The organism is Streptomyces amritsarensis, assembly GCF_001953875.1.
In the GTDB taxonomy this organism is placed as follows: Bacteria; Actinomycetota; Actinomycetes; order Streptomycetales; family Streptomycetaceae; genus Streptomyces; species Streptomyces amritsarensis.
On the sequence record NZ_MQUR01000013.1, the window covers coordinates 15,817 to 41,982 of the forward strand.

Below are 26,166 nucleotides of genomic sequence, written 5' to 3' on the forward strand. Positions count from 1 at the left end.
GCAGCTTCCGTCGCCGTCCGAGATGTAATGAGCTTTTCACTGACCGCTACCGGTTGGCTTCCGCCAGGCTTCCGACCGTGCGGTATCGTCCAGAACCGCAGGTCATCAGGTGGGGGTGGGAGTCCCGTATCCGCATGGGGCGGACGGGATCAGGAGGGGGCTGCGTGACATTCGAGTTCCGTGTTCTCGGGCCGATCACTGCATGGCGCGACGGACTCGCAGTCAGGCTCAACGGGCGCAAGACGAGATCGGTGCTGGCCGCGCTGCTGCTCCGCTCCGACCACGTCGTCCCCGTGGAACGACTCGTCGCGATCCTGTGGGGGGAATCGCCGCCGCCGACCGCCGTGGCCCAGATCCAGAAGTGCGTGTCCCAGCTGCGCGGCGAGTTCGGGCCGGAGTTGATCATCCGGTCGGGCAACGGCTACCGCCTCCAGCTCGGTGAGCACCGGTTCGACCTGAGGACCTTCGACCAGGCCGTCGCGGACGCGCGGGCCGCGCTCGGGCAGGACCGCCGACTCGACGCGGTGGAGGCGTACTGCGCCGGCCTCGCCCAGTGGCGGGGGGAGCCACTGGCCGACGGCACGGAGGAGCTGATCCGGACCGAGTCGCCGGCGCTGGAGGAGCGCCGGATCGGCGTCGTCATGGAGCGCATCGAGGCGGAGCTGGCCCTGGGCCGCCACGGCGAACTCGTCAGCGAGCTCAAGGCGCTCGTCGGTGAGCAGCCGCTGCGGGAACGGCTGCGCGGCCAGCTGATGCTGGCCCTGTACCGCTGCGGCCGGGTGGCCGACGCCCTGGCGGTCTACCAGGCCGGGCGCACCCTGATCGCCGAGGAGCTGGGCCTGGAGCCGGGGGGCGAGCTCCAACGGCTCCACGAGGCGATCCTGGTCGGCGGTCCCGGCCTCGACCTGCCCCGCAAGACCCCCGCCTCCGAGGAGGCGCCCGAGCGGGTCTGGTCTCCCATCGCCCAGGTCGTTCCCGCCCAACTCCCGCCGTCGATAGCCGACTTCACCGGACGCGCCGAGCAGGTCGGCCGCATCCGCGAGACGCTGACGACGGGCGACAAGGAATCACTGGCGCTCGTCGCCCTCTCGGGCAAGGGCGGGGTCGGCAAATCCACCCTCGCGGTGCAGGCCGCGCGCCGCGTGGCCGAGCAGTTCCCCGACGGCCAGCTGTACATACGCCTGCGCACCGCCGACGCCCGGCCGCTGGACCCGCTGGTGGCGCTCAAGCGGTTCCTGCGCGCCCTCGGCGTCGGGGAGGAGGGCATACCGGACGACCTGGAGGAGTGCAGCGAGCTCTTCCGCAGTCGCACCGCCTCGTCCCGCATGCTCATCCTGCTCGACGACGCCGTCAGCGAGGCGCAGGTGAGACCGCTGCTCCCCGGCTCACCCGGCTGCGTCGTGCTGATCACCAGCCGGCCCCGGCTCGCCGGACTGGAGTCCGCCACGCACGTCGACCTCGACGTGTTCAACGCGGAGGAGTCCGGGGCCCTGATCGAACGGATCGCCGGACGGCACCGCGTCGCCGGCGACGAGGCCACGACGGCGGAGGTCGCCCGGCTGTGCGGCTATCTGCCCCTGGCCGTCCGGATCGCGGCGGCGCGGCTCGCCCAGCACTCCCAGGGCGGCATCACCCGGTTCGCCCGCCGCCTCGCCGACGAACGGCGGCGGCTGGACGTGCTGGTCTCCGGCGACCTCGAGGTGCGGGCCACGCTCGCGACCGGCTACCAGGAGCTGGAGCCGCGTGAGCGGGAGGCGTTCTGCCTGCTGGGGCTGATCGACACACCGGACTTCGCGTCCTGGTTACTCGCCCCGTTGTTGCGCATCACCATCGACGAGGCCGAGGACCTGATCGAGGAACTCGTCAGCACCCAGCTCCTCGACGTCGTCGGATGCGACGCCGCCGGGCAGACCCGCTACCGCTACCACAACCTGGTCCGCCTCTACGCCAAGGAGCGCGCCCAGGCCGAGTACTCGCCCGCGCAGTGCCGGGAAGCGCTCTCCAGGGTGCTGGACGGGTGGCTCACCCTGTCCACCACGGCGGCGCAGCGCATCACCGGCGCGCGGTCGCGGGAGTGGCCGGCGGCGGAGCGGGGCGCGGCGCACCGCTACGACGGCTTCGACCGCTCCGACGTCGACTACATCGTCGAGGACCCCTATCTCTGGTTCGAGGCCGAGCGCCCTGCCCTGGCGTCCGCGGTCGCGATGGCCTGCTCGAACGGATTCGGCCGGATCGCCTGGGAACTGGCCGACAGCACCACCGACTTCCTGGAGCTGCGCCACCTCTACGACGACTGGGAGGCCAGCCACCGCCTCGCCCTGGCGGCGGCCGAGGCCGACGCCGACACCGTCGGTGTCGGCGTCATGTCCCTGCGGCTGGCCGGCCTGCGGTGCATCCGCAGGGACCCCGAGGCCGGCCTGGAACTCGCCGACCGGGCGGTCGCCGTCTTCGAGGAGCTGGGCCTCGCCGCCCTGGAGAGCGAGTGCCGGGTGATCCGTGCCGGCGCGCTGCGGGCGCTGGGCAGGCTGGAGCCCGCCCTCGCCGAGGTGACACGGGCCGCCGAGTCCGCGCAGGCCTCCTCCAGCGGGCTCGCGCAGGCGCTGGCCGCCCGCGAGTTGGGCACGATCCGTTACGAGCAGCGGAGCTGGGAGCTGTCGTCGGCCGCCTTCAAGGAGGCGGTCCGGCTCAGCCGGCTGGCCGGGAACCGGCGTGAGGAAGCCCTCGCGCTGCGGCACTGGGCCGTCGTACTGCGCCACCGCGGGGAGCTCCAGGAGGCGCGGGAGAAGGCGGAGACGGCCCTCGCGGCGTTCCACGAGCTGGGCGACCGCCCCTACGAGGCGTTCAGCGGACTCACCCTGGGCCTGAGCCTGCTGGAGCTGCGCGACCCGTCCGCCCGGCGGTTCATCGAGGAGGGGCACGCCGTCCTGCGGGACATGAACCTGGAGTTCGGCATGGGCGAGCTCTTCTACGTGCTCGCCTCCCTCGAACTCGCCGACGGCCACATCGACCGGGCCGTCGACCGGCTGGCCCAGTCCATCCGGTGGCTGGGCACGGAGCCCGTCCACCACGTGCTGCTCTCCGCCGTCGAGCTGCTCTGCCGGGCCCTGGACGCCGGGGACCCGGCGGCGGGCCGGGTCCTGCGCAGGGAACTCGCCGAACTGTCCGCCTGCGTCGGCGCACGGGCACCCGCCCACCGGATCGAGTCGATCCTCGCCCAGGTCTCACGCAGGGTGACCGGAAGGAATCCGGTAGTGACCCTGTCTAGAGTTCCGGTTCTGCAACCGCTCCATTGACCACGGAAACGGAAACGGACGGCGATCGAAGTGAAGAAGACCACCATCCACGTCGACCCACGCGAGATGGCGGAGAGCAAGAGATCGGGCACGGACGTCATCGGCGTGCGCAGGACTCTTGCGGCGGAAGGACTCTGAGACCGACCGGAGGGCTGCTCGGCACATGCGTGTGACTCTGGTGAACATGCCGTGGGCTTCCTTGGACACGCCGTCCCTCGCACTGGGGATCCTGCATTCCATCGGCCGCTCCCACCGGGCGGACGTGGAGACGGTGAACGCCAACCTGGACTTCTACGACTGGGCGGCGGAAGCGATCGGACTGCGGGTCGAGGACTACGAGTTCTTCGCCAGTCACGCGTACTTCGAAGGCTACGGGGACTGGGTGTTCTCCGGTGCCCTCCACGGCGTGCCGGCCTGGCGGGTGCGGGAGTTCGAGGACCGGATGGCGTCGGGCCTCAACCCGCACCTGCGGGCCGTGTGCCTGGCCCTGCACGAGGCGTCCGCCCGGTTCGTCGAGGAACTGGCCGTGAAGATCGCCGACACCCGTCCGGACCTGGTGGGGTTCACCACCACGTTCCAGCAGAACACCGCCGCCCTGGCCACGGCCGCGGCGGTCAAAAGGCTGTCGCCGGGCACCGCCACGGTGCTCGGCGGCGCCAACTGCGACGGACCGCAGGGGGAGGCGCTGCACCGCAACTTCCCCGCCGTCGACTACGTCGTGCGCGGCGAGGCCGAGCGGGCGTTTCCCCTGCTGCTCGACGCGGTCCGCGGCGAGGTGGAGCCGGGGACGATCCCGGGGCTGTGCTGGCGCGGGGACGACGGCGCGCACCGGGCGAACGCGATGTCCCGCTTCCCCCTGCCGCCCGGCGAGTTGAAGCAGCCCGACTACCGGCCCTACTTCGCCCGGGTGCAGCAGTCGGCGGCCCGCTCCAGGATCGAGCCGAAGCTGGTGCTGGAGGGCTCGCGCGGATGTTGGTGGGGCGAGAAGCACCACTGCACGTTCTGCGGGCTCAACGGATCGTCGATGGCCTTCCGCAGCAAGGCCCCCGAGGCGTTCGTGAGCGAGATCGTGGAACAGGCCCGGCTGCACCAGGTGCTCGACGTCCTCGTCGTGGACAACATCCTCGACATGGGCTACCTGCGCAGCGTGATGCCCGCCCTGATCGAGGCGGGCCACGACCTCCGCTTCCACTACGAGATCAAGTCCAACCTCCGCCACCGCCAGCTGCAGACGCTCGCCGATGCCGGCCTCGTCCAGGTGCAGCCCGGTATCGAGAGCCTCAGCAGCAGGGTCCTGCGCCTGATGGACAAGGGCGTCACCGGCTGCCAGAACGTGCGCCACCTGCGGGACGCCCAGTCGGCCGGCCTCTGGGCCACGTGGAACTACCTCTACGGCTTCCCCGGCGAGAGGGAGAGCGACTACACCGAGGTGATCCGGCAGTTGCCCGCCCTCACCCACCTCACCCCGCCCGACGGCGTCACCCGCATCGAGATCGAGCGGTTCAGCCCCTACTTCGACCGCCCGGAACTGGGCTTCTCCCCGCTGCGGCCGGCCGCGCACTATGCCGTCGTGTACGACCTGCCGGAGACGGAGCTGTACGACCTGGCCTACCTCTTCGACGCCCCGCACGCCGGCATCGGCGAAACCCTCGCCAAGCAGCTCGGCGCCGCCGTCGAGCGGTGGCGCGACCAGCACCTGCACAGCAGCCTCACCCGCTACGACATCGGATCGAGAATCGTGTTGAACAACCGGCGGGAGGACTTCGACTGGACGACGAGGAGCATCACGGACCCGGTCGAGGTGTCCGCGTTCCGGCTGCTGGAGGACCCGCGGAGCGTGCAGTCGCTGACCCACCGGCTCCGCGCCAGATTCCCCACCAGCGTCTCCCCGGCCCGCGTGGGCGAACTGCTCGCGCAGTGGAGCCAGGACGGGCTGCTCTACGAGGACGCCGACCGGTACGTCCACGTCGTGCCGCTGGGCACCAACGCGGAGCTGACCCGCCTCGGCGGCTGCGCCCCGGACCTGACCCGGGACTTCGCGCGGGCCGCCGGCCCCGGCCCCGAGGACACCCTGTGATGGCGGCCCGCAAGCCGGTGATCGACCTCTGGCGTGACTACCGGGACCACGCGCGGACGCTCCCCGGCATGCACCTCGGCAGCGTCACCGTCTGCGACGCCTCCGTGGACGCGGCGCACACCGCTCGCGAGCTGTACCGCACGGGCGTGCGCAGGGCCGAGTTCAGCGCCCTGGTCGATCTGTCCGCCACCGCCGAACCGACCAGCGCCGTACGAATCCTGGACCTGGTCCGGGAGCTGACCGCCTGGGGCGTCGTCGTCGACTGGCGCGTACGGCTGCCCGACGCCGGAGCGTGCCCGGGCGGCCCGTCCGCGTACACGCTCAGCCACCTGTACCCGCCGTCGCGGGTCGAGGGGCCGGCCGACGCGGCCGAGCTCCGGTCGGTCTGGGCCGAGGGCTTCTTCCTGGGCAAGTGCCTCGTCCGGAAGGGGCCGGGCTTCCTGGAGATCCGCGACCACCGGCCCGGTGTGCTGAACCGGATCGTGATCGACGAACCGGAGTACCTCGCCGCCGTCGAGGCGGTCCGGGCCGACCCGTCGGCCGACGGCGTCAGCCCCTCCGTCCGCGGCGATCTCGCGGCGGAGTCCCTCCTGCTCGCGGTCGGCGACCTCTGGTGGTGGGCCCCCCACCGCCCCCACCGCTGGCCGCAGCCGCCCTTCCGGGTCTGACCGGCCGGAGCCGACACGCCCCGGCGGCTCAGAGCGGTCGAGCGAAACCAGAGCCGGGCCGGTCACCCCGCCCCGAACGGTCAGGTGGCGAACTCGCCCACCCACGTGCGCTTCAGCAGGTGCTTGGGCAGGTAGTCGGACTCCACGTCGACAGGGAAACCCGCGTCGTAGGCGAGGCAGGCCATGGCGAGCGGGCCGACTGCGACGAGCCCACGGGCGTCGCGCGCGAGGCCTTCGTCCGCGGTCCAGTACTGCTTGTGCAGCGTGAGGGCGTTGACCAGGGAGCGGTTGAACTGTTCGTGATCGCCGGTGACGAAACGGTGGAAGAGGTCCACGACGGGCCACAGGATCTTCGTGGTCATCTCGGGTCCGGAGATCGGAGCAGCCAGTGGAGCCAGTCCCTCTGCGGCCTGGAGAAGGTGGTCGCCGAGGTCCGGCCGGCTCAGCCAGTACGAACGGAGCGTCTCCGACCAGGGGTGGATATAGGGGTCGAACTCGGCCCCGGATGCCTGCAGCAGGCTCGGCGGGATCTCGCAGAGCGCGTCCAGCCGTGCCTTGTCGCGGCAGATCACCGACAAGAAGAAGACGTTGATCCAGGAACCGGTGTTCACCCAGGACCGCGGCCCGGTGGCCGGGAGAGAGCGCATCTCGTGGTGGATGAGGCAGTCGACGCTCTCGGAGGCCGTGGCCGCAGCGGCGAACATCGCCGAACCGGACTGCATGGCGACCACCCACGCCTCCCATGTCTCCAGCCATCCTGCCGCCGGGTCCGGCACACTCCGCTCCTGGGCGAGGAGCAGAGCGTCGGACATGGCGTCGGCGATGGCTTCGGGCGCCTCCCGCAGGTCTTCCAGCGCCCACACGACGCCGTCGCTGAGTACGGGGTCACGCCCCGGAAGGTCATCGCGGAGGAATTCATGACGCGGAACAGAGACCGCCACTAGCGTCCTCCTCGGTAGAGATCGAAGTAACTGAGTTCGGCCCCAGCATAAGTCCCGGTGTGTTTGTTGGCTTGAACCATCACATATTGGACCTTCTGCCTACGGAGGGCCGGGATCATCTGATCTGCGATCTTCTTGTCCGTGCCGCCTCGAGCCTTCATTTCCTCAAGGATCGTGCGGACGTACTCGATCGTGCCCTGCTTGACCTTCATGTTGGCGTGGGGGCCTGCACCCTGGCGCCAGGCCAGCTCTCCACCGGGTGCCTTGGCCTCGACGATGAGGAAGTCCCCCGTGCCGTTGTCGAGGCGGTACAGCTGGTCGAATCTCCGCGCACCGTGGCCGGTGTCCATGAGATCGATCCATTGCGGATTGGTGAACTCGGCCGGAACGACGTGCAGTCTTGCCGCGCCTTCACCGAGATTTTCGCCGACCTTGGTGTTGTTGGGGACATCACCCATGGCGTCCTTGGCGGCTTCGAGCTTCGCCAGGTTCTCGGCGGTCTTGGACTTGTCGTACGCCCGTTGTGCGTCACCGAGGTCCAGGTACTTCTGGTGGGTGCCGGCCAGCTCGTCGAGCTTCGGGCTGACGTGCGTCTGCACGGAGGCCACATCCACCGGCTTGGAGGGGAGGCGGTAGTACTCGCGGTCCGCGGAGGGCAGGTCGTCGGTCGCCAGCCACTTCGGGTCGGTTCCCTCCGTCAGCTTGGGCAGGCGCTGTCCGTCGACGATCCGGTCGGCGTCGAGCCGGTGGCCGCGCGTGGCTTCGTAGTGCTGCAGTCGCCAGGCCTCGTCCTCGTTGGCCAGCCGAACGTGCTCGTCGTGCCAGTACTTCGCCTGCTCGGGCGTCCGCTGGACCCACTCGGTGCTGCCCTCGCCGTAGCGCAGGTCACCCGGCTGGTACGGGCCGGTGTCGTCGCCGGCACGGGTCGCGTCGTCGACGCCGCCCGTGCCGGGTGCGTCCGGGAGGCTGTTGCCCGTGCCCAGAGTGTCCGGGCGCGGGCCGCCCGTGCCGCCCGGGCCGTCGCCGTGGGTGGCTCCGGTGCCCGGGCCGTCCGCGTGGGTGCCGGCCGTGGAGGGGGTGTCCGCGTGGGTGGCACCCGTCGGGGACGGGGTGTCGCCGCCGCGGGACGGGGGGTTGAGGTCGTTGCGCGGCATGTTGTCCGGGGCGTGGCCGCCCGGGGTGTTGTCGACGCCGCGCGGGCCGTTGTCCAGCGTGTGGAGCGGGTCGGAGATGTCGGAGCCGAGGCGGATGGCGTCGTCGCCGCCGCGGCCGCCGACCCCGGCGAGTTCGAGTTCCGGGACCCTGACCGTGGCCGGGGTGTCGACCTTCGGTGTTTCGACGCGGGGGACGTTTGCGGCCTGCTCCTTCGGGGAGTCCTTGCCGGCCTGGGAGAGTGAGCCGTCCGCCTCGTAGATGTTGCCCTTGGGGTCCATGAACTGCGCCGGGCCGTCCACCGGCAGCTTGACCGTGCCCGGCGGGAACGTCGTGGTGCCCTCGGGCAGCTTGATGTTGCCGTCGGGGAGTTTGGTGGCGCCGTCCGGGACGACGGCGCCCGGCGGGAGGTGGATCGCGCCGTCGGGGAGGTGGATCGCTCCTTCGGGGAGGGCGACCGCGCCGTCGAGGTTGATGTTCGGGACCTCGACGTTGCCCATGCCCTTCAGGCCCGCCATCACGTCGCCGATCTTCGAGAAGCCCGCGCCCGCGCCCTTGAAGATGTACGTCATCGGGTCGATCGCGTGCCCGGCCTTGCCCGCGAAGGACAGGGTCTTGGCGACCGCGCCGGCCTTGCCCGCGCCGGCGGCGGCGCCGCCCGCGCCACCCGTGAAGATCGTGGTCACGACGTTGAAGGTGACCGCGCCCGCCGCGCGGGACGGGTTGGAGCCCCACTGGTCCCAGGCCAGCAGCGCCTTGCCGGTCTCCTTCATCGCCGTACGGGAGTCCCGCAGCCACGAGGGCAGCTTGTCGTCCGGCGCGGACAGGAACAACGGTCCGGCGCCGGGGATCGACAGGATCGCCAGGCCGGTGCCCAGCTTGGCCAGGCCGGTCCAGGACTGCTTGAACACGTCCCAGCCCTGGAGGCCGACCAGGCCGCCGAGGCCCTTGAGGGTGCCCCACACGCCGTCGACGACGATGCCCTTGCCGAACTCCCAGGCGTGCTCCCACACCTGCCACGCCGGGATGGACTCCTCGACCGCGTCGCCCCAGGGCAGGGACTTGGCCTGCTTCATCGCCTCGGCGTCGTAGCCGTACATGTCCTTGGCGTTGGAGCCGTCGTTGACCCGCAGGGGCTTGCCCCCGACCAGCGCGACGATCTTGGCGTGGGCGGCCCGTTCCACTTCCTGGAACTCCGCCCACACCTCGGCGATCTTGTTGCGGCGTTCGAGGTTCTCGTCGATCAGGTCGCCGTCCTCACGCCACTTGTCCTCCTTCGAAACCTTCGTGCGGAACGCCGCCGCCTCCGCCTTCAGGTTCTCCAGCTTCTTGACGACCGGTGCCGCGTCACGCGAGTACGTGCCCAGCGCGCCCGCGATCGTGCACATGTCGGAGCTGAGCTTCAGGCCCAGGTCCGAGACCGGCTTCGTCGTCGCGAACAGCTGGTCGGCCTCCGGCGCCTGGTAGAAGGCCTGGAGGCCGCCGAAGCTGGTGTGGACGTCCGAGGCCTTCGTCGAGACCGCGGCCCCGCCCGACGAGATCGCCTTCACCTTCTCGTCGAGCACCGCGAGATTCCCGGTGAACACCGGCACCTCGGCCGGATCGACCGGCGCGTCCCCGCTCACTTCTTGCCCCCGGTCTTCTCACGCAGGATGTCGAGGTTCACGGACTTCGCGGCGTCCTGGGCGGCCTTGGCCTGCTCCAGGTCGCCTTCCAGGTACTCGTTCGTCGCCGCCACCGCGCCGAGGATGCACGCCTCGATCCGCTCGGCCATCGACTTGAACTCCGGCTTGCGGGCCGTCAGGTACTCGCCCAGCGCGGCCGCGACCGGCCCCATCGCCTTCTGGCTCAGCGGCGGCTGCCCGGGAGCCACCGGGCCCTGCAGTTTGGTTTCCGCCTGCGAGCCGGGGACGGCCGTCCCCGCGGCCTGGGCCGCCTCCGACATGGCTGTGAGCAGCGCGTTCAACGCCTTCTCCAGCTCGCCGGCGTTCCCGCCGACGGTCTTCAAGTGGCCCTGTACACCTTGCGGCTTGATGTCCCACGACGTCATGGACGTACTACCCCCGTGTCCCCGACTCTCCTACCGACCCGCTGAAGCGATCCCGCTCAGCCGATGTTGTCGACCGCGGCCTTCGCCCGCTGGAGCGTCTGGCGCGCGGTCGTGTCGTTCTTCTCCAGCGTCGTGTTCAGCAGCTGGATGATGTTCTTGACCTCCTGGGAGGCGTTCTTCCACCGCAGTTCCTTGGCGTGGTAGTCATCCGCCACGCCGTCCGCCGCGAAGTCCGACATCGCCGCGGCCACCTGTGCCTCACGCGCCGCGATCACCTGCTCCAGCTGGCCGATCACCGCCTTGATGCCGCCCTGCACCTCCGTCGAGGCACCCACGTCGTACGCGCGACGGTCCGTCCCACCCGTACCCATGACAACCACACTCCCCGTGAAGAAGAAGACCCGAAAGGAAGACCCGCCAGACCCGGTGGGCCTAGCGGCCGCGGAAGCGGGCCGCGTCGAAGTTCGCCGAGCCCTGCGTCTGCCGTGCGTTCTCGCCCTGCTCCTGGTCACCCGACCCGAACGCCTGCTCCATGCCCGACTGGCCGCCCAGGATCGCCGCCAGCGAGGCGTTCAGCTCCTTGGCGATCCCGTCCGCACGCAGCTTGAACGAGTCGAACGCCACCTTGCCCTGCCCCTGGAACTTGCCCTCCAGCGGCTGCGCCGCCACCACCAGCTGCTTCACCAGCGCACCCAGGTCGGTGTTCGAGTTACGCGACCCCGACATCAGGTTCGTCAGAACCTGAGTCCCCATGTCGAACTTCATCCCAGACTCCCCCGCACTCCCGAAAGGACGTCAACCGGTCATCGGTATGACCAGTTCTATCAACATACATCGCACCTGCAACCAGCAACGAGACAGTTGTGACCGACCCATGACAAACCGCCAGGCCATCTTCACGAACCCTTCAGATGGCCCATCAGCCGCTCGAAGTCGGCCCACCCCGCCAGGTCCGACGGATCGCCCGGCAGCGGGTAGTAGTACGCCGGACGGGACTTGGGGCCCAGCCGCACCGGCTGCGCGGCCAGCGGCGTGTGCCGGGCCCGGTCGTCGGGCATGCCCCGGACCTCCTCCGAGCCCAGGACGAAGGCCAGCGGCACCCCCGGCCCCTCGAAGCGCGGCGGTACCAGCAGGTCACGGCGGGCTTTGCGGAGCTGTACGAGCATCGACTGCAGGCGGTGGCGGGTGACGAGGGCCTCCGCGACCCGGGGCAGGGCGTCCAGGGGCGGCTGCTCGCCCTCGCCGTAGCCGAGCGCCATCGTCACGGTCTCCTCGACCCCCGCCTTCGTGCGGCTGATCCGCACCGTCGCAAGACCGGGCCGCTCCCGGCCGCCCACGACCACGAACCAGGTCGGCTCGGGGGCCCGTGTGAACGCGACGTCCGTCAGCCGGCCCGGCGACCAGGGCAGGTTGGCGGGCTCGGCCGTGCCCCAGCCCGCCGGAGGGGCGCCGGTCAGCTCGCGCCACACCGTCTCCAGGGCACCGCCGAGGACCAGCCGGTCGTCCGCGGGGTGGATGGTGCGGAAGGTGAGGGCCAGCTGCCGCTGCGGCGTCTCCCGGACCTCCTGGTACGAGGCGGCCACCGCGGTCCTCGGGTCGTCCTCGGTGGCGTCCGGCGCGACGACCGTGGCGAACATGCCCTCCTGCCAGCGCAGCACCGCGCCCGAGAGGCCGTCGTAGTAGCCCTCCCGCTGGTCCTGCACGACCCAACGCGAGGGCCAGTCGGGCATGTTGGCCAGCACCGCGGGGGACAGCACCGTCCCGGGCGGGGTGACGATCTGCAGGCCGCGCTCGGCCGCGGCGGCGGCCCGGAAGGCGTCGGACAGCCAGGCCGTCATCGCGACGACCGGGCGGTCCATGATGACCACGGCGACGTTCGGGGTGAGCACGTCGACGGCGGGCTGCGCCGCCGCCGGCGTCGGCGCCACGCTGATCCCGTCGCTCTCCACCACCGCCACCGACCGCGCGGCCTCCGGCGGCCAGGCGCTCCCCGAGGAGAGCGAGGCCAGGCGGGCCGCGAAGGCGCCCGCGAGGCGTTCCGCCTCGGGCACGCCGGTGGTGGCGCGGGCCTCGGTCCACCAGTAGGGCACCCGCGGCGGGGTGGCCCCGAGCAGCCGCTCCGCCTCCCCCTCGACCTGCACCAGCAAGGGCGCCTCGACCGAGACCAGGGGCCGCCCCTGCTCGTCGCAGAGTTGGACCACCGCACCCTCGCCGGCCGTGTCCACCAGCTTGTCGGGGCCCCCGGCGAGGAGGCCCGCGAGCACCGCCCAAGGGGAGGGCATCTGCTGAGTCAGTGCGACGACGTCCTTGGTCATGTGGTCCTGCGGCCCTTCACTCGGCTGCGTACACGGTCTGGATCAGGCGGTTGGACTGGCCGCGGCGCACCAGGACGCCGCGGCCGGCCGGGTGCTGGGCGGCGTACACCCCGGGGAACAGCTGGCCCTCGCTCCGGTCGCCGGCCATGACGACCGCCGAGGCACCCGATTCGCGCAGGCCCTGCACGAGCGGCTCGTACATGCCGCGCGAAGCGCCCGCCACGCGGCGGGTCAGCACGAAGTGCAGGCCGATGTCCGCCGCCGAGGGGATGTACGGGACGAACGGGGCCAGCGGTGACTGTCCCGCGGTGGTCAGCACGTCGTAGTCGTCGACGAGGACCACGATCCGCGGGCCGCCGCCCCAGCTGCCCGGCTCCAGGTCCTCCAGCGGGGCGCTGTCGTCGGGCATCCGCCGTTCCAGCTCGGTGGCGATGCCCGCGGCCAGCCCGGCGCACATCTTGGCGTTGTAGGCGTAGCCGCCGTTGAACTCCTCCGGGACCACTCCGCGCAGGCTGCGCCGCGGGTCCATGATCGCGAAGACGAGTTCGTCCTCGCCGTGGCGCTCGATGAGGCCGCCGGCGATGGTCTTGAGGAGGTTCGTCTTGCCGCACTCGCTGTCGCCCATGACCAGCAGGTGCTGGTCGTGGTGGAACAGGTCGAGGAGTACGGGCGCCAGCGCGGTCTGGTCGAGGCCGATCGGCACCCGCTTCGGCTCGGCGACCGGGCCCGGCAGCAGGTGCGGTTCCAGCACGTGCGGGAGCACCCGCACCGGCTGGGCGGCGTCGCCGCTCCAGGTGGCCCGGATCGTGCGGGCCGTGCGTTCCAGTACGGCGCCCAGCTCCGAGGTGTCGGTGAGCCCGTCCGTGCGGGGCAGCGCCACCTGCGCGAAGAGCTTGCCGTCGGTCAGGACGCGGCCCGGCTCGTCCGGCGAGAGCGTCTCGGCGAGCTTGCGCTCGATGCTGGACTCGCTGGGGTCGTTGAGGCGCAGCTCGACACGGGTGCCGAAGTTCGACTGGGTGGCGATGCGGACGTCGTTCCAGCGGAGCATGCCCGCGACGACGTGGATGCCGTAGCCGCCGCCGCGCTTGAGGATGTCGACGACGGCGTCGTCGAGCTCCTCGAAGTCGTCGCGCAGCGCCCCGAACCCGTCGATGACCAGGACGATCTCGGCGGAGGCCAGCTGCGGCAGCCGGCCGGCCGCGTGCAGGGTGCGCAGCTGCTCGACGGAGTCGATGCCGTGCTCGCGGAAGAGGTCCTCGCGCAGGGCGAGCATGGTGCGTACCTCTTCGACGGTGCGGGCCGCCCGCTCGCGGTCGGCGCGTCCCGCGACCCCGCCCACGTGCGGCAGCCCGGACAGGGCCTGGAGGCCGCCGCCGACCAGGTCGAGGCCGTAGACCCCGACCTCCTGCGGGGTGTGGGTCAGGGCGAGCGAGAGGACCAGGGTCCGCAGCAGAGTGGTCTTGCCGGACTGCGGGCCGCCGATGACGGCGACGTGGCCGCCCGCGACGGTGAGGTCGAGGTACCACCGGCCCTGCCACTGCTTCGTCGGGTCGTCGAGCAGGCCGAGCGGCACCACGAGCCGGTCGCGGCGCGCGGTGAGCTGCATGCCGCGCACCCCCACGTCGAGGGGGCCGGCGACGGAGTCCAGGGCGACCGCGTCGGGCAGCGGGGGCAGCCAGATGCGGCGCACCGGTCCGGCGGCGTGCTGCAGCTGGTCGACGATGACGCCCATCTCGGTGGGGCCGGTCTCGCGGCGGCGCGCCGAGGGTTCCTGGCCGCCCGTCTTCTCCGGCTCGGACAGGGAGTTGAAGGCCCCGTACTCCAGGGCGAGCGGGCCGCTGTCCTCGTCCGCGGAGCGCTGGACGGGACCCCGGTAGGCGCCGGAGACGTAGCTCGCCTTGAAGCGCTCGTAGTGGCTGGTGTCGACCTTGAGGTAGCCGAATCCGGGCAGCGGCGGGAGGTGGAACGCGTCGGTGGTGTCCAGGACGGTGCGGGACTCGTCGGCGGAGAAGGTGCGCAGGCCCAGACGGTACGACAGGTAGGTGTCCAGGCCCTTGAGCTTGCCGCCCTCGATGCGCTGGCTGGAGAGCAGCAGGTGCACGCCGATGGACCGGCCGATGCGCCCGATGGACAGGAACAGGTCGATGAAGTCGGGCTTGGCGGTCAGCAGTTCACCGAACTCGTCGATGACGACGAACAGGTGCGGGAGCGGGTCCAGGTCGGGCCGGCGGTCGGCGCGCAGGGCGGCGTAGTCACCGATGTCGGCGACGTTGCCGGCGTCCTTGAGGACCTGCTGGCGGCGCTTGACCTCGCCGGCGAGGGAGGCGTGGACGCGCTCGACGAGACCGGCCTGGTTCTCCAGGTTGGTGATGACGCCGGCGACGTGCGGGAGGTCGGCGAACGGCGCGAAGGTCGCACCGCCCTTGTAGTCGACGAGGACCAGGGCGAGGTCCTCCGGCGGGTGCGTGGCCACCAGGGCGAGGACGAGGGTGCGCAGCAGCTCGGACTTTCCGGAACCGGTCGCGCCGACGCACAGGCCGTGCGGGCCCATGCCCAGCTCGGAGGACTCCTTCAGATCGAGCAGCACGGGCTCGCGGGCGTCGCTGATGCCGATGGGCACGCGCAGGAAGGCCCGTTCGCCGCGCGGGGCCCACAGGCTCGCGAGGTCCAGGCGGGCGACGTCGTCGATGCCGAGCAGGTCGGCGAAGTCGACGGGCCCGGACAGCGGGGCGTCGATGAGGGACTCGGCGGACAGGCGCAGCGGGGCGAGCATCCGGGCCAGGCCTTCGGCGAAGGGGATGCCGACCTCGTCCACGGTGCCGTGGGCGCTGATGGGCTCGTCCTGGCGCAGGTCCTCGATGAGCACCCGGTCGCCGTCCACGGTGATCCGCACGCCGACGTGGCCGGGTTCCTGGATGCGCTGTTCGAGCAGGTGGAGGACGGTGACGCCCATCTCGCGAAGGCCGACCGCGTCGTCCGGGCGCGGCAGTTCGACGGCGTCCGCACCGTGCCCGTCGGCCACGACGAGCAGTCGGGACGTCATGGACAGGGCGTCCTTGCCGGACAGCCCCCGGCGCACCTCGGCGGCGTAGGAGGCGCGGCGGCGCAGCTCCGGGCCGATCTGCCGGGCGAGCTGGTCGGCGGAGGGGGCGATGCGGCGGGCGGCGACGGGGCCGTCGAGCTGCTCGGTGTCCAGGAGGTGCGGCATCCACTTGGCCCACTCCCAGTCGGGGAGCCGGTCGCCGGGTGCGGCCAGTGCGATCGCCACGTCGTCGGGGGCGTGCAGGGCGGCGGCCTGGACCATCAGGGCGCGTGCGACGCGCAGGCAGTCCTCGCGGGGGCCGATGACGCTGATGTTGCCGACGCGGTCCAGCGGCACGGTGAGCGGCAGCTCGGTGCCGTTGCGGAAGCGGGCGGTGAGCGCCGAGGCCTCGTTCAGCATGAACCGGTCGGGCGGGGTGAGGACCGTGGAGCCCTGCTGGCCGATCTGCAGGTCGCGGACGGGCATCTCGCCGGTGCCGACGCGCACGCGCAGGAAGTCGCCGTCGGTGCGGCGCCGTTCCCACAGCCGGGCCGGGTCGCGGACGATGTCGTACAGGGCGTGGGGCGGCGGGTTCAGCACGTCGGCGTGCTCGCCGCGTTCGCGTTCCTCGGCGGAGAGCTCCTCGCGCAGGTCCTCCAGGTAGGCGAGGTAGGCCTCGCGCTGGGTGCGGCGGGTGCGCTGGGCCTTGCCGCGCTGGGAGAAGACGAGCGCGATCGAGCCGACGATGGTGACGACGAGGATGAGGGCGCCGAGCGCGGCGAACTGGCTGTTGCGGACGACCGTCATCATCACGACGGACGACATGACGCCGGCCACGGGAAGCAGCGACATCGCGATGCTGCCCGCCTTCCCCTCGGGGAGGTTGGGCGGTGCCTCGATGGTGCGCGCCTCGGGGGGCGCCGGCGGCCTGACGGTCCGCGCCGGGCGGTGGATCAGTCGGGTACTCATCGTCAGTGGCGCTTCTGGGAGAGCTGGAAGACGTCCGCGGCGAGCCGGGCGGCGGTCTGCCGGGTCGAGTGGGCGAGCAGTTCGGTGCGGATGTGGCCGCCGTCCGCCAGGTGGCGGTCGTAGGGCAGGACGTGCACGCTCGGTCCGGCGGCCTCCAGGGTGCGGACCGCGTCGGCGAGGTCCACGCCGGAGTGCGGGGCCTGTTCGGTGATGACGACGGCGGTGCTCGCCAGCATGTGCGGCGGCAGGCCCTTCATCCACTGGAGGACGGCGAAGGTGCTGCTGACGCCGTCCAGGGTGGCGGGGGTGGCCAGTACGCGCGCCTGGGAGGCGGAGAGGGCGACGCGGGCGACCTCGGCGGGGAGGGTCTCACAGTCGACGACGGCCACGCCGAAGTAGCGGCGCAGCGCCACCATGGCCCGTTCGTAGGCGCGGGTGTCGAGCATCGCGCCGATCTGGCCCTGGCTGCCGGGCAGCAGCCAGGCGTTGTCGCGGAGCTGGACCAGGTAGCCGGTGATGTCGAGCAGTGACATCTGGGGTTCGACGATGTCGGCGACGTCGCCGGTGGTCCAGCGCAGGCTCTCGGCGCCGAGCCGGATGGGCAGCGAGCCGAGCGCCGGATCGGCCTCGACGAACAGGACGGGGTCCTGGCGGTAGTGCGCGTAGGTGGTGCCGAGCAGGGCGGCGACCGTGGACTTGCCGGCGCCGCCGCGGATGGAGGTGACGGCGATCTGGCGGCCGGTGGTCACCGGCTGCTGGAGCAGTTCCGCGGCGCGGGTGGCTTCGGCGACCTCGCGTGCCGCCGACGAGGAAACGGTTCTCCGTACGGCGCGCAGGGCGCGGGCGCTGAACGACTCCCCGTGCCGCGGCTTGCGGCCGGTCCCGGAGAGCCGGCGGTCCACCGCGGGCTTGGAGTCGGGCGTACGGGTCCGCTGCCCCTGGCCCGCGGCGGCGTACGCGGCCTGGGGCTGCGGCTGCGGCGGGGCCTGCGGGTGGGGCTGGGCCTGCGGGTACGGATGGGCCTGCGGAGGGGGGCTGCCCTGGGGGCCGGCGGGCGCCGGGGCGGCCGCGCCCGGGCCGGAGCCCTGCTGCGGGTAGCCGTACGCGGGAGGCTGGGCGGGAGCGGGCCCGCCGGGGCCGGCCGCCGGCGGCTGCGCCGCGCCGGCGTGCTGCGGTCCGGCGCCCGGGACCTGGTGCGCCCCCGGATGCCCGTGCGCGGGGGCCGCGGCGCCGGGGGCGGGGGCCTGCCCGGCGGGAGGTGCGGCCGACTGCTGCTGCGGCCCCGCCGGGCCCTGCACCGGAGGCCGGGCCCCGCCCTTGAGGTCGCGCAGGACGTCGCCCTGCCAGTTCTCTGCGTTCGGCATGTCTGCCCCTGCCCCTCTTCCTCAGAACTTGTTGAGCAGCTGCCCGTAGACGCCGAACACCCCGACGGCGAGCGGGAAGAGCCCCACCATGCCCACCGATTCGACGAGGTCGGCCGTGCGCCGCAGCCGGACCTGCACGTGGTCCGGCGGCTGCACCGCGAGGACGAGCAGCGGCAGCAGCGCCGCCACGGCCAGGACGGCCAGCGGGCCGGCGCCCCCGTCGTGGCCGATCCACAGCACCACCAGGCGTACGACGAGCAGCGCCGCGGCGGCGATCAGCGCGACGACCTCGGCCACCAGCGGGAAGGCGCGCGCCCTCGACAGCAGGACGACGGCGACGAGCGACGGCAGCGCGACCGTCCACACGGAGGGCTTCTCGGCGAGCGTCAGCAGCCAGCCGGCGGCCGCGGCGGAGATCGCCGTGACGATCGTGGCGAGCGCGAGCCCGCGGTGCGTGGCGGCGAGCGCGTTGCCCACCTCGTGGCGGCTGACGGAGGCACCGCCCGAGCGGCGGTCGTCGAGGGCCGTGAGCCCCGAGGCCATCAGGGCGAGCCGGGGCAGCAGGCCGAGCAGCACCACGGAGACGAGGGCCATGACCGCGCCGAGCCGGGCCGGCTCGCTCTGCACGGCGGCGACGGCCTCCCACAGGGCGGTGATCACGGCGGTGGCCGCGGCGCCGAAGAGCCCGCCGCGGCCGAGCGGGGAGAAGTGGCCGAGCAGGGCCAGGGTCAGGACGAGCGCGCCCGCGACGGCGGCGAGCCGCGCGGTGCCCGGCCAGCCGTAGGCGTCCGCGGCGGTCCACGCGGCCAGGACGCCGAGCCCGCCGGAGGCGAGCAGGAGCGCCGTCGCCAGGCCCCGGTTGCCCTGGCCGATCCGCGAGACGACGGCGCCGGTCGCCATCAAGGCGAGCGTGAGGGCGGCCAGGGCGCCGGCCAGCGAGTCGAGGGCGAACTCGCGGCGGGCGAGCAGCGCGGCGGTCACGGTGAACGCGACGGTCGCCACGCCCGCGCTGCCCCGCCGGGCGGCGGGACGCCAGCGCCAGGCCTGGAGGTCGAGGTCGTCGGAGACCAGGTCGGTGACGTCGTGGACCACCGGGGCGGGCGGTGCGGAGTGACTCCGGACCAGGCGCAGGACGGCTCCGTCGGCTATGCCGGCCGACGCGAGCGTGCTGTCGTGCGGCAGCGCGGAACCGTCCGGCGCGATCAGCTGACGGGTCAGCGGGCGCGAGGCGGCCCGGTCGTCGAGCAGCTGGAGTATGTCCGGGAGCAGTTGACCGATCGGCGTGTCGGACGGCAGGACCAGGTCGGCCCGGCGACGCTCGCCGATCAGGGTCACCCTGCTGAGTTGCGCCCGGGAAGTCGTTGCTGTGCTCACCACTTGCGGGAACCTATCATCGCGGGTTTGCGACCTTTCGGGGCGAAGGGGGACAGGGTGCTGCTGCCGGTCCGTGAAATCTCCCGGATCTGCACGCCTGGAGCTTCTTCCTCTACGACTGCACCGGCGCGGGCGACGTGGCCGAGTGCGAGGGAGCGGGCTGTGACGTCTTCGCAGGCTTCGGGGACTTCGAGGGCTTCGAGGGATTCGACGGCGACGGGCTCGCCGGACCGGACGGCTGCTGGGACGTGCCGGGCTGTCCGAGCGGCTGCATCTGCCCCTGTTGCTGCTGCTGTTGCCTCTGCTGCTCGGCCTTCTGCTTGGCGAGCGTGTGCTGGACGAAGGACCAGCCGACGCAACCCGCGCACAGGACGGCCGCGATGGCGATGCCCGCGAACAGCTTCCCGAGCCGTTCGTCCGCCGTGCGCCGCGCCCGCTGGGCGCCGAACAGCAGGGCGTCCCTCATCCTGCGGCGGCGTACCGCCACCGACTCCAGAAGCTGGCTGTCGTAGTCCCGTGCCATCTGTCGTCCGTCGCCCCAGTCCCGGCTCGTCGAGCGCCTGCCACCGCTCCAGGGCACGGCTGCTGAGTGTGCGCCAGGCCGAGCCCCCGTGTTTTGCCTCTGCAACATAGAGCATGCATCCGAATCCGGCACCTCCGGATCGGGGAGTCGACCCGCGGCGGAAGCGGAGAGCGGCGGCCCTCCAGCCGGTCACGGCCCGGCGGCCGGGTCCTTGGGCTCGCCCGCGAGGCGGACGGTGCTCATGATGCGCATGACCAGGGCGTCACCGACGGCGCCCGGCACGCCCGTACGGCCGTAGAAGTTCCAGGCGACGAGGTCGCCCCGGGAGTTCTTGAAGCCGAAGACGACCGCCCGGCCGTCGCCGGCGCAGCGGTTGGGGCGGGCGGCGCCCTGCGAACGGGCCTTGACATAGCTGCCCTTCACCCCGGTCCTCGTCGTGTACTCCTTCGGCTCGTCCCACTTCACGACGCTCTTGTCCGGCTGCGTGTACGCGGCGTAGACCCAGGTCGGCGCGCTCTTCTCGGCGACCTCCGCGGCGTCCTTGGCCCCGACGGCGCCCTTGGTGCCGGTGTTCGCGAGCCTGACGTCCGTGACCTGGCCGTCGCCGTCCCCGTCGATGCTGCACCACTTCGACTTGTAGAAGGCGGGCGCCGTGTGCCCGATGAGGACCTTGTCCGGGTCGACGTCGTCCACATGGCCGCTGAACACGGTGGGGGCGAGGACCTCCCAGTCCGGCGGGACGTCGAAGGCGGTGCCGTGCTGCGGGTTCACCACCGTCTTCCAGCCCGCGACGAGCGGCTTCGTCGGGTCGGCGGGCGCGGTCGGCGGGCGCTCCCCGTCCCCGCGGAAGAGGACCACGGCCGCGGTCGCGGCGGCTGCGAGCGCCAGGGCGGTCAGCGCGCCGATACCGGCGGTCGCGGCCCTGCTCCTGCTCTTCCGCACGGGTGCCGGCGGGGGCGCCGGCGGGGGCGGGAACCGGTACGGGTTCGGGTGCGGGTTGGGGTTCGGGGTGGGGGTCTGCACGTCGCCCTCCTGGTCGACCGGCTGTCGTACGGGGCTACTTGCCGAAGGAGAGGATCGCCCGGGTCGTCTTGCGCGGCTCCGGGCTGTAGACCCTGCCGTTGACCAGGAACACCCGGCCGTCCGCCCAGGCCAGGCGGATGCCGTGCGCGTAGAAGACGCCCTCGGCGCCGCGGGCCACGGCCGGGCTCTGGAGGACCGGCTGCGCGGAGCCGTCGGCCGCGGCGAGGGAGATGACCGAGGCCGCCTGGCCGCTGCCGGGCGAGACGTAGACGACGACGCGCCCCTCCTGCACCGCGAGCGGCCACATGGTGCGGCCCTTGGGCTGCTCGGCGGTGCGCCACTTCTCCCTGCCCGTGTCCAGGTCGACGGCGACGACCTGGTGGGTGTCCTCGACGGCGAGGGTCTTCCCGGGCTTGCCCGCGCCGATGTAGAGGGTGTCGGCGTCCGTCGCGGCGGCGTAGCACTCCTGGTGGCCCGTGGAGTTGCCGAAGCCGTTGCAGCGGCCGCTCACCCCGAAGCCGGGGGTGCTCTGCGAGCGGACGCGGCCGTCGGCGGCGAACGCCGTGACACTCCAGGTCTTCTTGTCCTTGTGGTGCGCGGTGACGACCAGCGGGTCCACGGAGAGCACCCGGCCGACGGTCCAGTCCTTCTCGTACGTGTGGTGCCACCGTGAGGCGCCCGTGGCCGGATCGAGCTCCTCGACCATCGACCGCCCGCCGGCGAGGGCGTCGCCGCGGTCGAAGCAGTGGCGCAGGGCCACCAGCCGGGCCCCGCCGGCGAAGGCGGCCGGGGTGCAGCCGTTCGTCTTCGACGTGCCGAAGAGCTTGCGGCCGTCGGTGACCGAGAAGCCGCTCATGACAGCCGTCCGCGCGACGGCCACGGTGTCCCCGGCGATCGCCATCTCGAAGGAGAGGGCGCTGTCCTGGTCGTTCTCCGCCGGCACCCGGACCGTCCAGCCGGCCTTGCCGGCGGTGAGGTCGATCTGCTGGAGGTCGGTGCAGTGCGAGCTCTGCGAGCCGCTCTCCTTCACCCCCACGACCAGTTTGCCGTCGGCGGACGGGGCGTGCGGCACTCCGCACATCGGTGTCCGGAGCGGCAGCTTCCACCGCTCCTTGCCGTCGGCCGCCGCATGGGCGACGAACTCGGCCGCCGTCGCCCTGACCACGACGTCTCCCACCCGCCACGGGCCGTACTGGGAGGCTCCGCCGCCGGCGACCTCGCCCTCGTGGTCGCGCAGCCAGACCCTGGCCTCGCCGGGCCGGATGCCGGCGTTGGGGTCGTAGACGTGCGGTCCGACCCCCGGGCCCTTGCCGTCGCCCTGGTCGACCGAGGGCGTACCGGAGGGCGCGGCGGCCGGGTCCTCGCCCGCAGCGCCGCCGCCGCGGACCGCCAGGTACGCGCCGGCGCCGGCGGCGAGCAGGGCGGCGGTCAGGCCCACGAGCACGGCGGTCCGGCGGCGGCCGGTCCGGCGGCGGCCGACCGGGCCGCCGCGCCGCTGCTCGAACGGCGCCGGCGGGGGCCCGAAGCCGGCGGGAACCTGCGGGGGCCCGGCGCTCGGCCGCTGCTCTTCGGGCTCCGGCGGCGTGCCGGGTGTGCGACCGGTCATGGGGAGAGTCTCGCCGCCGCGAAGACCTTTCCAGAACAGATATTCAGACTTCTTCGGGTCCCCCGATGCCCGGGTCGCCCTCCCCTGAGCGCGGGGTTAGCGTGGATCCCGGGTCTTCGTCCTGTCGGGTGAGGAGGCCGGACATGAGGACACGCCGGCACAGCGCGGCCGTGGCCGCGGCGGCTCTCGTCCTGGCGGTGTCACCGCTGGGCGCCGGTGCGGGAGCGGCGTACGCGCAGGGCGCGGCGTACGCGGCGGGCGCGGCCGCCCCGGCGCGGCCGGCCGTGACGGTCCCCGTTCCCGCCCCCACCCCCGTCACCGGGGAGTTCCCGCGGCTGACCCCGTCCGTGGCGCGGGAGTTGGACTCCGCGATCCGGAAGGTCATGGCCGAGGCGAAGGTGCCCGGGGTGATCGTGGCCCTGTCGGCGCCCGGCAAGGGGACGTACGTCCGCTCCTTCGGCGTCGCGGACCAGGAGACGGGCATGCCCATGTCCCCCGGCCTGAACACGCGGATCGGCAGCGAGACGAAGACCTTCACCGTGACCGCCCTGCTCCAGCTCGTCGATCAGGGCAGGGTCGGGCTGGACGACCCGATCGGGAAGTACGTCGAAGGCGTCCCGAACGGCGACCGGATCACCCTGCGCGAGCTGGCGGGCATGCGCAGCGGCCTGTTCAACTACTCGGCGGACGAGGACTTCGGCAAGGCGTTCCTCGCCGACCCCCGCCGGCCCTTCACCCCGCAGCAGCTGCTCGCGTACTCCTTCAAGCACCCGGTGCTCTTCGAGCCGAACGCGGAGTTCGACTACAGCAACACGAATCTGATCCTGCTGGGGCTGGTGGTGGAGAAGGTCACCGGGCAGCGGCTCGACGACTACATCAACCGCGAGGTCGTCGCGGCCGCCGGGCTGAAGCACACGCTCTTCCCGGTCGGCGCGGAGTTCCCGGCCCCGCACGCCCAGGGCTACACCGACCAGACCCTGTCCGGGAAGACCGCGAACGCCACCGACTGGAACCCGTCCTGGGGATGGGCGGCCGGAGCGATGATCTCGAACCTCTCCGACCTGCGCAGCTGGGCGAAGACGGTGGCCACCGGGACCCTGCTGAAGCCCGCCACCCAGGCGGAGCGGCTGAAGGTCGTCCCGTCCCTGCCGGGAGCCGGTTACGGCCTGGGAATCTTCAACGTCCAGGGCTGGATCGGCCACAACGGCTCCCTGCCCGGCTACCAGTCGCTGACCGTCTACCTGCCCGGCCCGCAGGCCACCCTGGTGGTCCTGCTCAACACGGACACCGACTACCGGGGCAGCGCGCCCAGCACCCTCTTCGGTCAGGCGATCACCCGGATCGTGACCCCGGATCACGTGTTCTCGCTGCCGGCCCAGCCCGTGACCGGGCACTGAGCGGCCACCCCGACCTGGGCGCGGCGGCTTCCGCCGAGGGGTGAAACATTCCCGCACGGCCGCCGCGTCAATGGAGTGGGACGGACGCGAGGGGGAGTGGATGCGACAGGGCCGCAGGGACGGGTTCCGTGAGTTCGCGGCAGGCCGGTCGGGGCACCTGTACCGGTCGGCCTGTCTGCTGGCGAGCGGGGACACCCATCTCGCGGAGGATCTGGTGCAGGAGACCCTGGGCCGGATGTACCTGCACTGGGGCCGGATCTCGCGCATAGACAATCCTGCGGCGTACGCGCAGACCGTGCTGGTACGGGCCTACCTCACGCACCGGCGCCGCCGCTCGGCGGGGGAGCGCCCGGTCGGGGAGTTCCCCGACACGGGAGCCGCGGCGGCCGGCGGCGATCCCGCGCTGCGGATGACCCTGCTGGAGGCGCTGGGACGGCTGGCGCCCAAGGACCGGGCGGTCCTGGTGCTGCGGTACCCATTAGCCGGCCCGTGTCCGGCGGCTCGGGGGCGGGCGGCACGGGCGGCCCGGGCTGTCCGCCCGGCCCGGCCGTGAGCCGCCGGCCACCGCCTGGCCCGGCCGGATCCGGCAGGGGCGGCCCGCCTGTGCGGGGGGGTGCTACTTGGCGTCCGCGTAGCACTCCACGACCGCCGTGGTGAAGGGGAAGCGGACCGGGGTGTCGCCGAAGGCGATCCGGCCGGCCCGTTCGCCGGCGGCCCGGATCGCCTCCGCCACGGCCGCGGCCTCCTCGGCCGGGCAGTGCACGATCACTTCGTCGTGCTGGAAGAACACCAGCTCCGCGCGCATCCCGGCGGTCGCCTGCCGCAGCGCGGCGAGCAGCAGCAGTGCCCAGTCGGCGGCGCTGCCCTGGACGACGAAGTTGCGGGTGAACCGGCCGCGGGCCCGGGAGTTGGTGGAGGCGTAACTCGGTGTCCAGCCGTCCTCCCGGTCCTGCCGGGCCCCGGCGTCGCCGTCCGGTTCCCCCTCGCCCGGGTCGACGCCCCCGTCCCCGGCCTCGTAGCCCTCGCCGGAGCCGGCCGGCGGCGGGCAGGTGCGGCCGAGCCAGGTGCGTACGAGCCGGCCCTCCTCCCCGGCCTTCGCCGCGTCGTCGACGTAGGCGACGGCCTGCGGGAAGCGGCGGCGGAGCGCGGCCAGGTTCTTCAGGCCGTCCCCGGAGGTCTGCCCGTAGACGGCGCCGAGCACGGCGATCTTGGCTTTGTCGCGGTCGCCGGAGAAGCCCTGGCGGGAGACGGCGGTGTAGAGGTCCTCGGGCCGCCCGGCGACCTCCATGAAGGCGGGGTCGCGGGAGATCGCGGCCAGCACGCGGGGTTCCATCTGGTCGGCGTCGGCGACGACGAGCCGCCAGCCCGGGTCGGCGACGACGGCCCGGCGGATCACCTTCGGGATCTGCAGGGCCCCGCCGCCGTTGGTGACCCAGCGGCCGGTGAGCGTGCCGCCGGGGATGAACTCCGGGCGGAACCGTCCCTCGTGGACCCAGTCGCCGAGCCAGGACCAGCCGTGGGCGGTGTAGATGCGGTACAGCTTCTTGTACTCGATCAGCGGCTCCACGGCGGGGTGGTCCAGCTCCTGGATCTCCCAGCGGCGGGTGGACTTCAGCTTGATCCCGTCCTTGGCGAAGGCGCGTACAACCTCGGCGGGCAGGTCGGGGCGCACCCGCCGGCCGAAGGCCGCCGAGACGCGGTCGGCCAGCTCGGCGAGGCGCCGGGGCTCTCCGCCGCCCGCGTACCGCTCCCCGAGCAGCTCGGACAGCAGGGCCCGGTGCACGTCGGCCCGCCAGGGCAGGCCGGCGCGGTTCATCTCTGCGGCGACGAGGAAGGCCGCGGACTCGGCGGCGACGAGCAGCCGCATCCGGTCGGGGTGGGCGGTCGCGCCCTGCCGTCTCGCCTGGTCGGCGTGGACGGCGAGCACGGCGTCCAGGGAGACCGGGGCGGGCTGCGGGTCGAAGAGGGAGTCCTGGGCGCGGGGGTCGGCGGCGCGCTGCGGCGGATCGGGCGGCACGGGGGCGTTGTTCAGCCGGGCCCAGGCGGCGGCGGCCGAGCGGGGCTCGCCGGAGCGCCCCTCGTGGCCGAGGAGCAGCAGCTCGGCGTCCTCGATGTCGTGGCACCGCTCGACGCGGACACCGGAGGCGAGCAGGCGCGGGTACACGGCGGCGGTGGACCGCCAGACCCAGCGGGTGCCGGGCGGGGCGGAGCGGATCGCGTCGGCGGGGTCGCGGACGCGCATCCGGACTCCGTCGGCGGGGTCGACGGGTGCGGCGTGCCACCACCCGTCGCCGTCCTCGGCGAGGGCCCACCGGGGAGTGCGGTCGCTCATGGGTGCGAGTGTCCCACCGGGGTCCGACAGCGGCCGGGCGGCGGGCCGCGGGCCGGGCGC

Annotated in this window: 18 protein-coding genes; 5 read left to right on the forward strand and 13 right to left on the reverse strand. The window is 72.8% G+C overall.

Going from position 1 to position 26,166, the window contains the following annotated elements; genetic code table 11:
• Positions 1-164: 164 nt before the first annotated feature.
• From AVW11_RS08425 to AVW11_RS08435, 3 genes are all read left to right on the forward strand, one after another.
• Positions 165-3,293 carry an AfsR/SARP family transcriptional regulator gene (locus AVW11_RS08425; RefSeq protein ID WP_158076122.1) on the forward strand — a complete coding sequence of 1,043 codons (3,129 nt, stop codon included), beginning with the start codon at positions 165-167 and terminating at the stop codon, positions 3,291-3,293.
• Between the two features lie 163 nt (positions 3,294-3,456).
• Positions 3,457-5,370 (forward strand): RiPP maturation radical SAM C-methyltransferase, encoded by a 1,914-nt coding sequence (locus tag AVW11_RS08430; RefSeq protein ID WP_051700198.1) that lies wholly within the window; start codon positions 3,457-3,459, stop codon positions 5,368-5,370.
• A complete protein-coding gene (locus AVW11_RS08435; protein ID WP_076043670.1) occupies positions 5,370-6,038 on the forward strand; it encodes a DUF5825 family protein in 669 nt (222 codons plus the stop codon). Before AVW11_RS08430 ends, AVW11_RS08435 begins: the two co-directional genes overlap by 1 nt.
• Positions 6,039-6,118: 80 nt before the next feature.
• Here AVW11_RS08435 and AVW11_RS08440 read toward each other — a convergent pair whose 3' ends face one another.
• From AVW11_RS08440 to AVW11_RS08495, 12 genes are all read right to left on the reverse strand, one after another.
• Positions 6,119-6,979 (reverse strand): immunity 49 family protein, encoded by an 861-nt coding sequence (locus tag AVW11_RS08440; protein WP_225884896.1) that lies wholly within the window; start codon positions 6,977-6,979, stop codon positions 6,119-6,121.
• A complete protein-coding gene (locus AVW11_RS08445) occupies positions 6,979-9,756 on the reverse strand; it encodes a hypothetical protein (protein WP_076043671.1) in 2,778 nt (925 codons plus the stop codon). The genes AVW11_RS08440 and AVW11_RS08445 overlap by 1 nt, the downstream gene beginning before the upstream one ends.
• A complete protein-coding gene (locus AVW11_RS08450) occupies positions 9,753-10,181 on the reverse strand; it encodes a DUF6507 family protein (RefSeq protein WP_030845906.1) in 429 nt (142 codons plus the stop codon). Before AVW11_RS08450 ends, AVW11_RS08445 begins: the two co-directional genes overlap by 4 nt.
• Positions 10,182-10,237: 56 nt before the next feature.
• Positions 10,238-10,552: a pore-forming ESAT-6 family protein gene (locus AVW11_RS08455; protein WP_030845909.1), complete on the reverse strand. Its 315-nt coding sequence runs from the start codon at positions 10,550-10,552 to the stop codon at positions 10,238-10,240.
• A gap of 61 nt (positions 10,553-10,613) precedes the next feature.
• Positions 10,614-10,946 (reverse strand): hypothetical protein, encoded by a 333-nt coding sequence (locus AVW11_RS08460; RefSeq protein WP_030845914.1) that lies wholly within the window; start codon positions 10,944-10,946, stop codon positions 10,614-10,616.
• A gap of 131 nt (positions 10,947-11,077) precedes the next feature.
• Positions 11,078-12,496 carry a DUF6177 family protein gene (locus tag AVW11_RS08465; protein ID WP_076043672.1) on the reverse strand — a complete coding sequence of 473 codons (1,419 nt, stop codon included), beginning with the start codon at positions 12,494-12,496 and terminating at the stop codon, positions 11,078-11,080.
• Between the two features lie 16 nt (positions 12,497-12,512).
• Positions 12,513-16,487 carry a type VII secretion protein EccCa gene (gene eccCa / locus AVW11_RS08470; RefSeq protein ID WP_076043673.1) on the reverse strand — a complete coding sequence of 1,325 codons (3,975 nt, stop codon included), beginning with the start codon at positions 16,485-16,487 and terminating at the stop codon, positions 12,513-12,515.
• A 2-nt stretch (positions 16,488-16,489) separates the two neighbouring features.
• Positions 16,490-17,851: a MinD/ParA family ATP-binding protein gene (locus AVW11_RS08475; RefSeq protein ID WP_076043674.1), complete on the reverse strand. Its 1,362-nt coding sequence runs from the start codon at positions 17,849-17,851 to the stop codon at positions 16,490-16,492.
• 21 nt (positions 17,852-17,872) lie between these two features.
• Positions 17,873-19,228, reverse strand: coding sequence for a type VII secretion integral membrane protein EccD (gene eccD, locus AVW11_RS08480; protein ID WP_030845926.1), 1,356 nt, complete (start codon positions 19,226-19,228; stop codon positions 17,873-17,875).
• A 109-nt stretch (positions 19,229-19,337) separates the two neighbouring features.
• Complete coding sequence (locus AVW11_RS38255) at positions 19,338-19,748, reverse strand: hypothetical protein (RefSeq protein WP_078094808.1); 411 nt, start codon at positions 19,746-19,748, stop codon at positions 19,338-19,340.
• A 189-nt stretch (positions 19,749-19,937) separates the two neighbouring features.
• Positions 19,938-20,771: a DUF8017 domain-containing protein gene (locus AVW11_RS08490; protein WP_076043675.1), complete on the reverse strand. Its 834-nt coding sequence runs from the start codon at positions 20,769-20,771 to the stop codon at positions 19,938-19,940.
• 34 nt (positions 20,772-20,805) lie between these two features.
• Entirely contained in the window at positions 20,806-22,377 is a 1,572-nt protein-coding gene (locus AVW11_RS08495; RefSeq protein ID WP_076043676.1) for an outer membrane protein assembly factor BamB family protein, read from the reverse strand.
• A 143-nt stretch (positions 22,378-22,520) separates the two neighbouring features.
• Between AVW11_RS08495 and AVW11_RS08500 the strand changes: the two genes are divergently transcribed.
• A complete protein-coding gene (locus AVW11_RS08500; RefSeq protein ID WP_076043677.1) occupies positions 22,521-23,774 on the forward strand; it encodes a serine hydrolase domain-containing protein in 1,254 nt (417 codons plus the stop codon).
• 100 nt (positions 23,775-23,874) lie between these two features.
• Entirely contained in the window at positions 23,875-24,327 is a 453-nt protein-coding gene (locus AVW11_RS08505) for a SigE family RNA polymerase sigma factor (protein ID WP_076043692.1), read from the forward strand.
• 63 nt (positions 24,328-24,390) lie between these two features.
• On the opposite strand, the gene AVW11_RS08510 is transcribed toward AVW11_RS08505, so the two are convergent.
• Positions 24,391-26,106 (reverse strand): bifunctional 3'-5' exonuclease/DNA polymerase, encoded by a 1,716-nt coding sequence (locus AVW11_RS08510; protein WP_076043678.1) that lies wholly within the window; start codon positions 26,104-26,106, stop codon positions 24,391-24,393.
• Positions 26,107-26,166 lie beyond the last annotated feature (60 nt).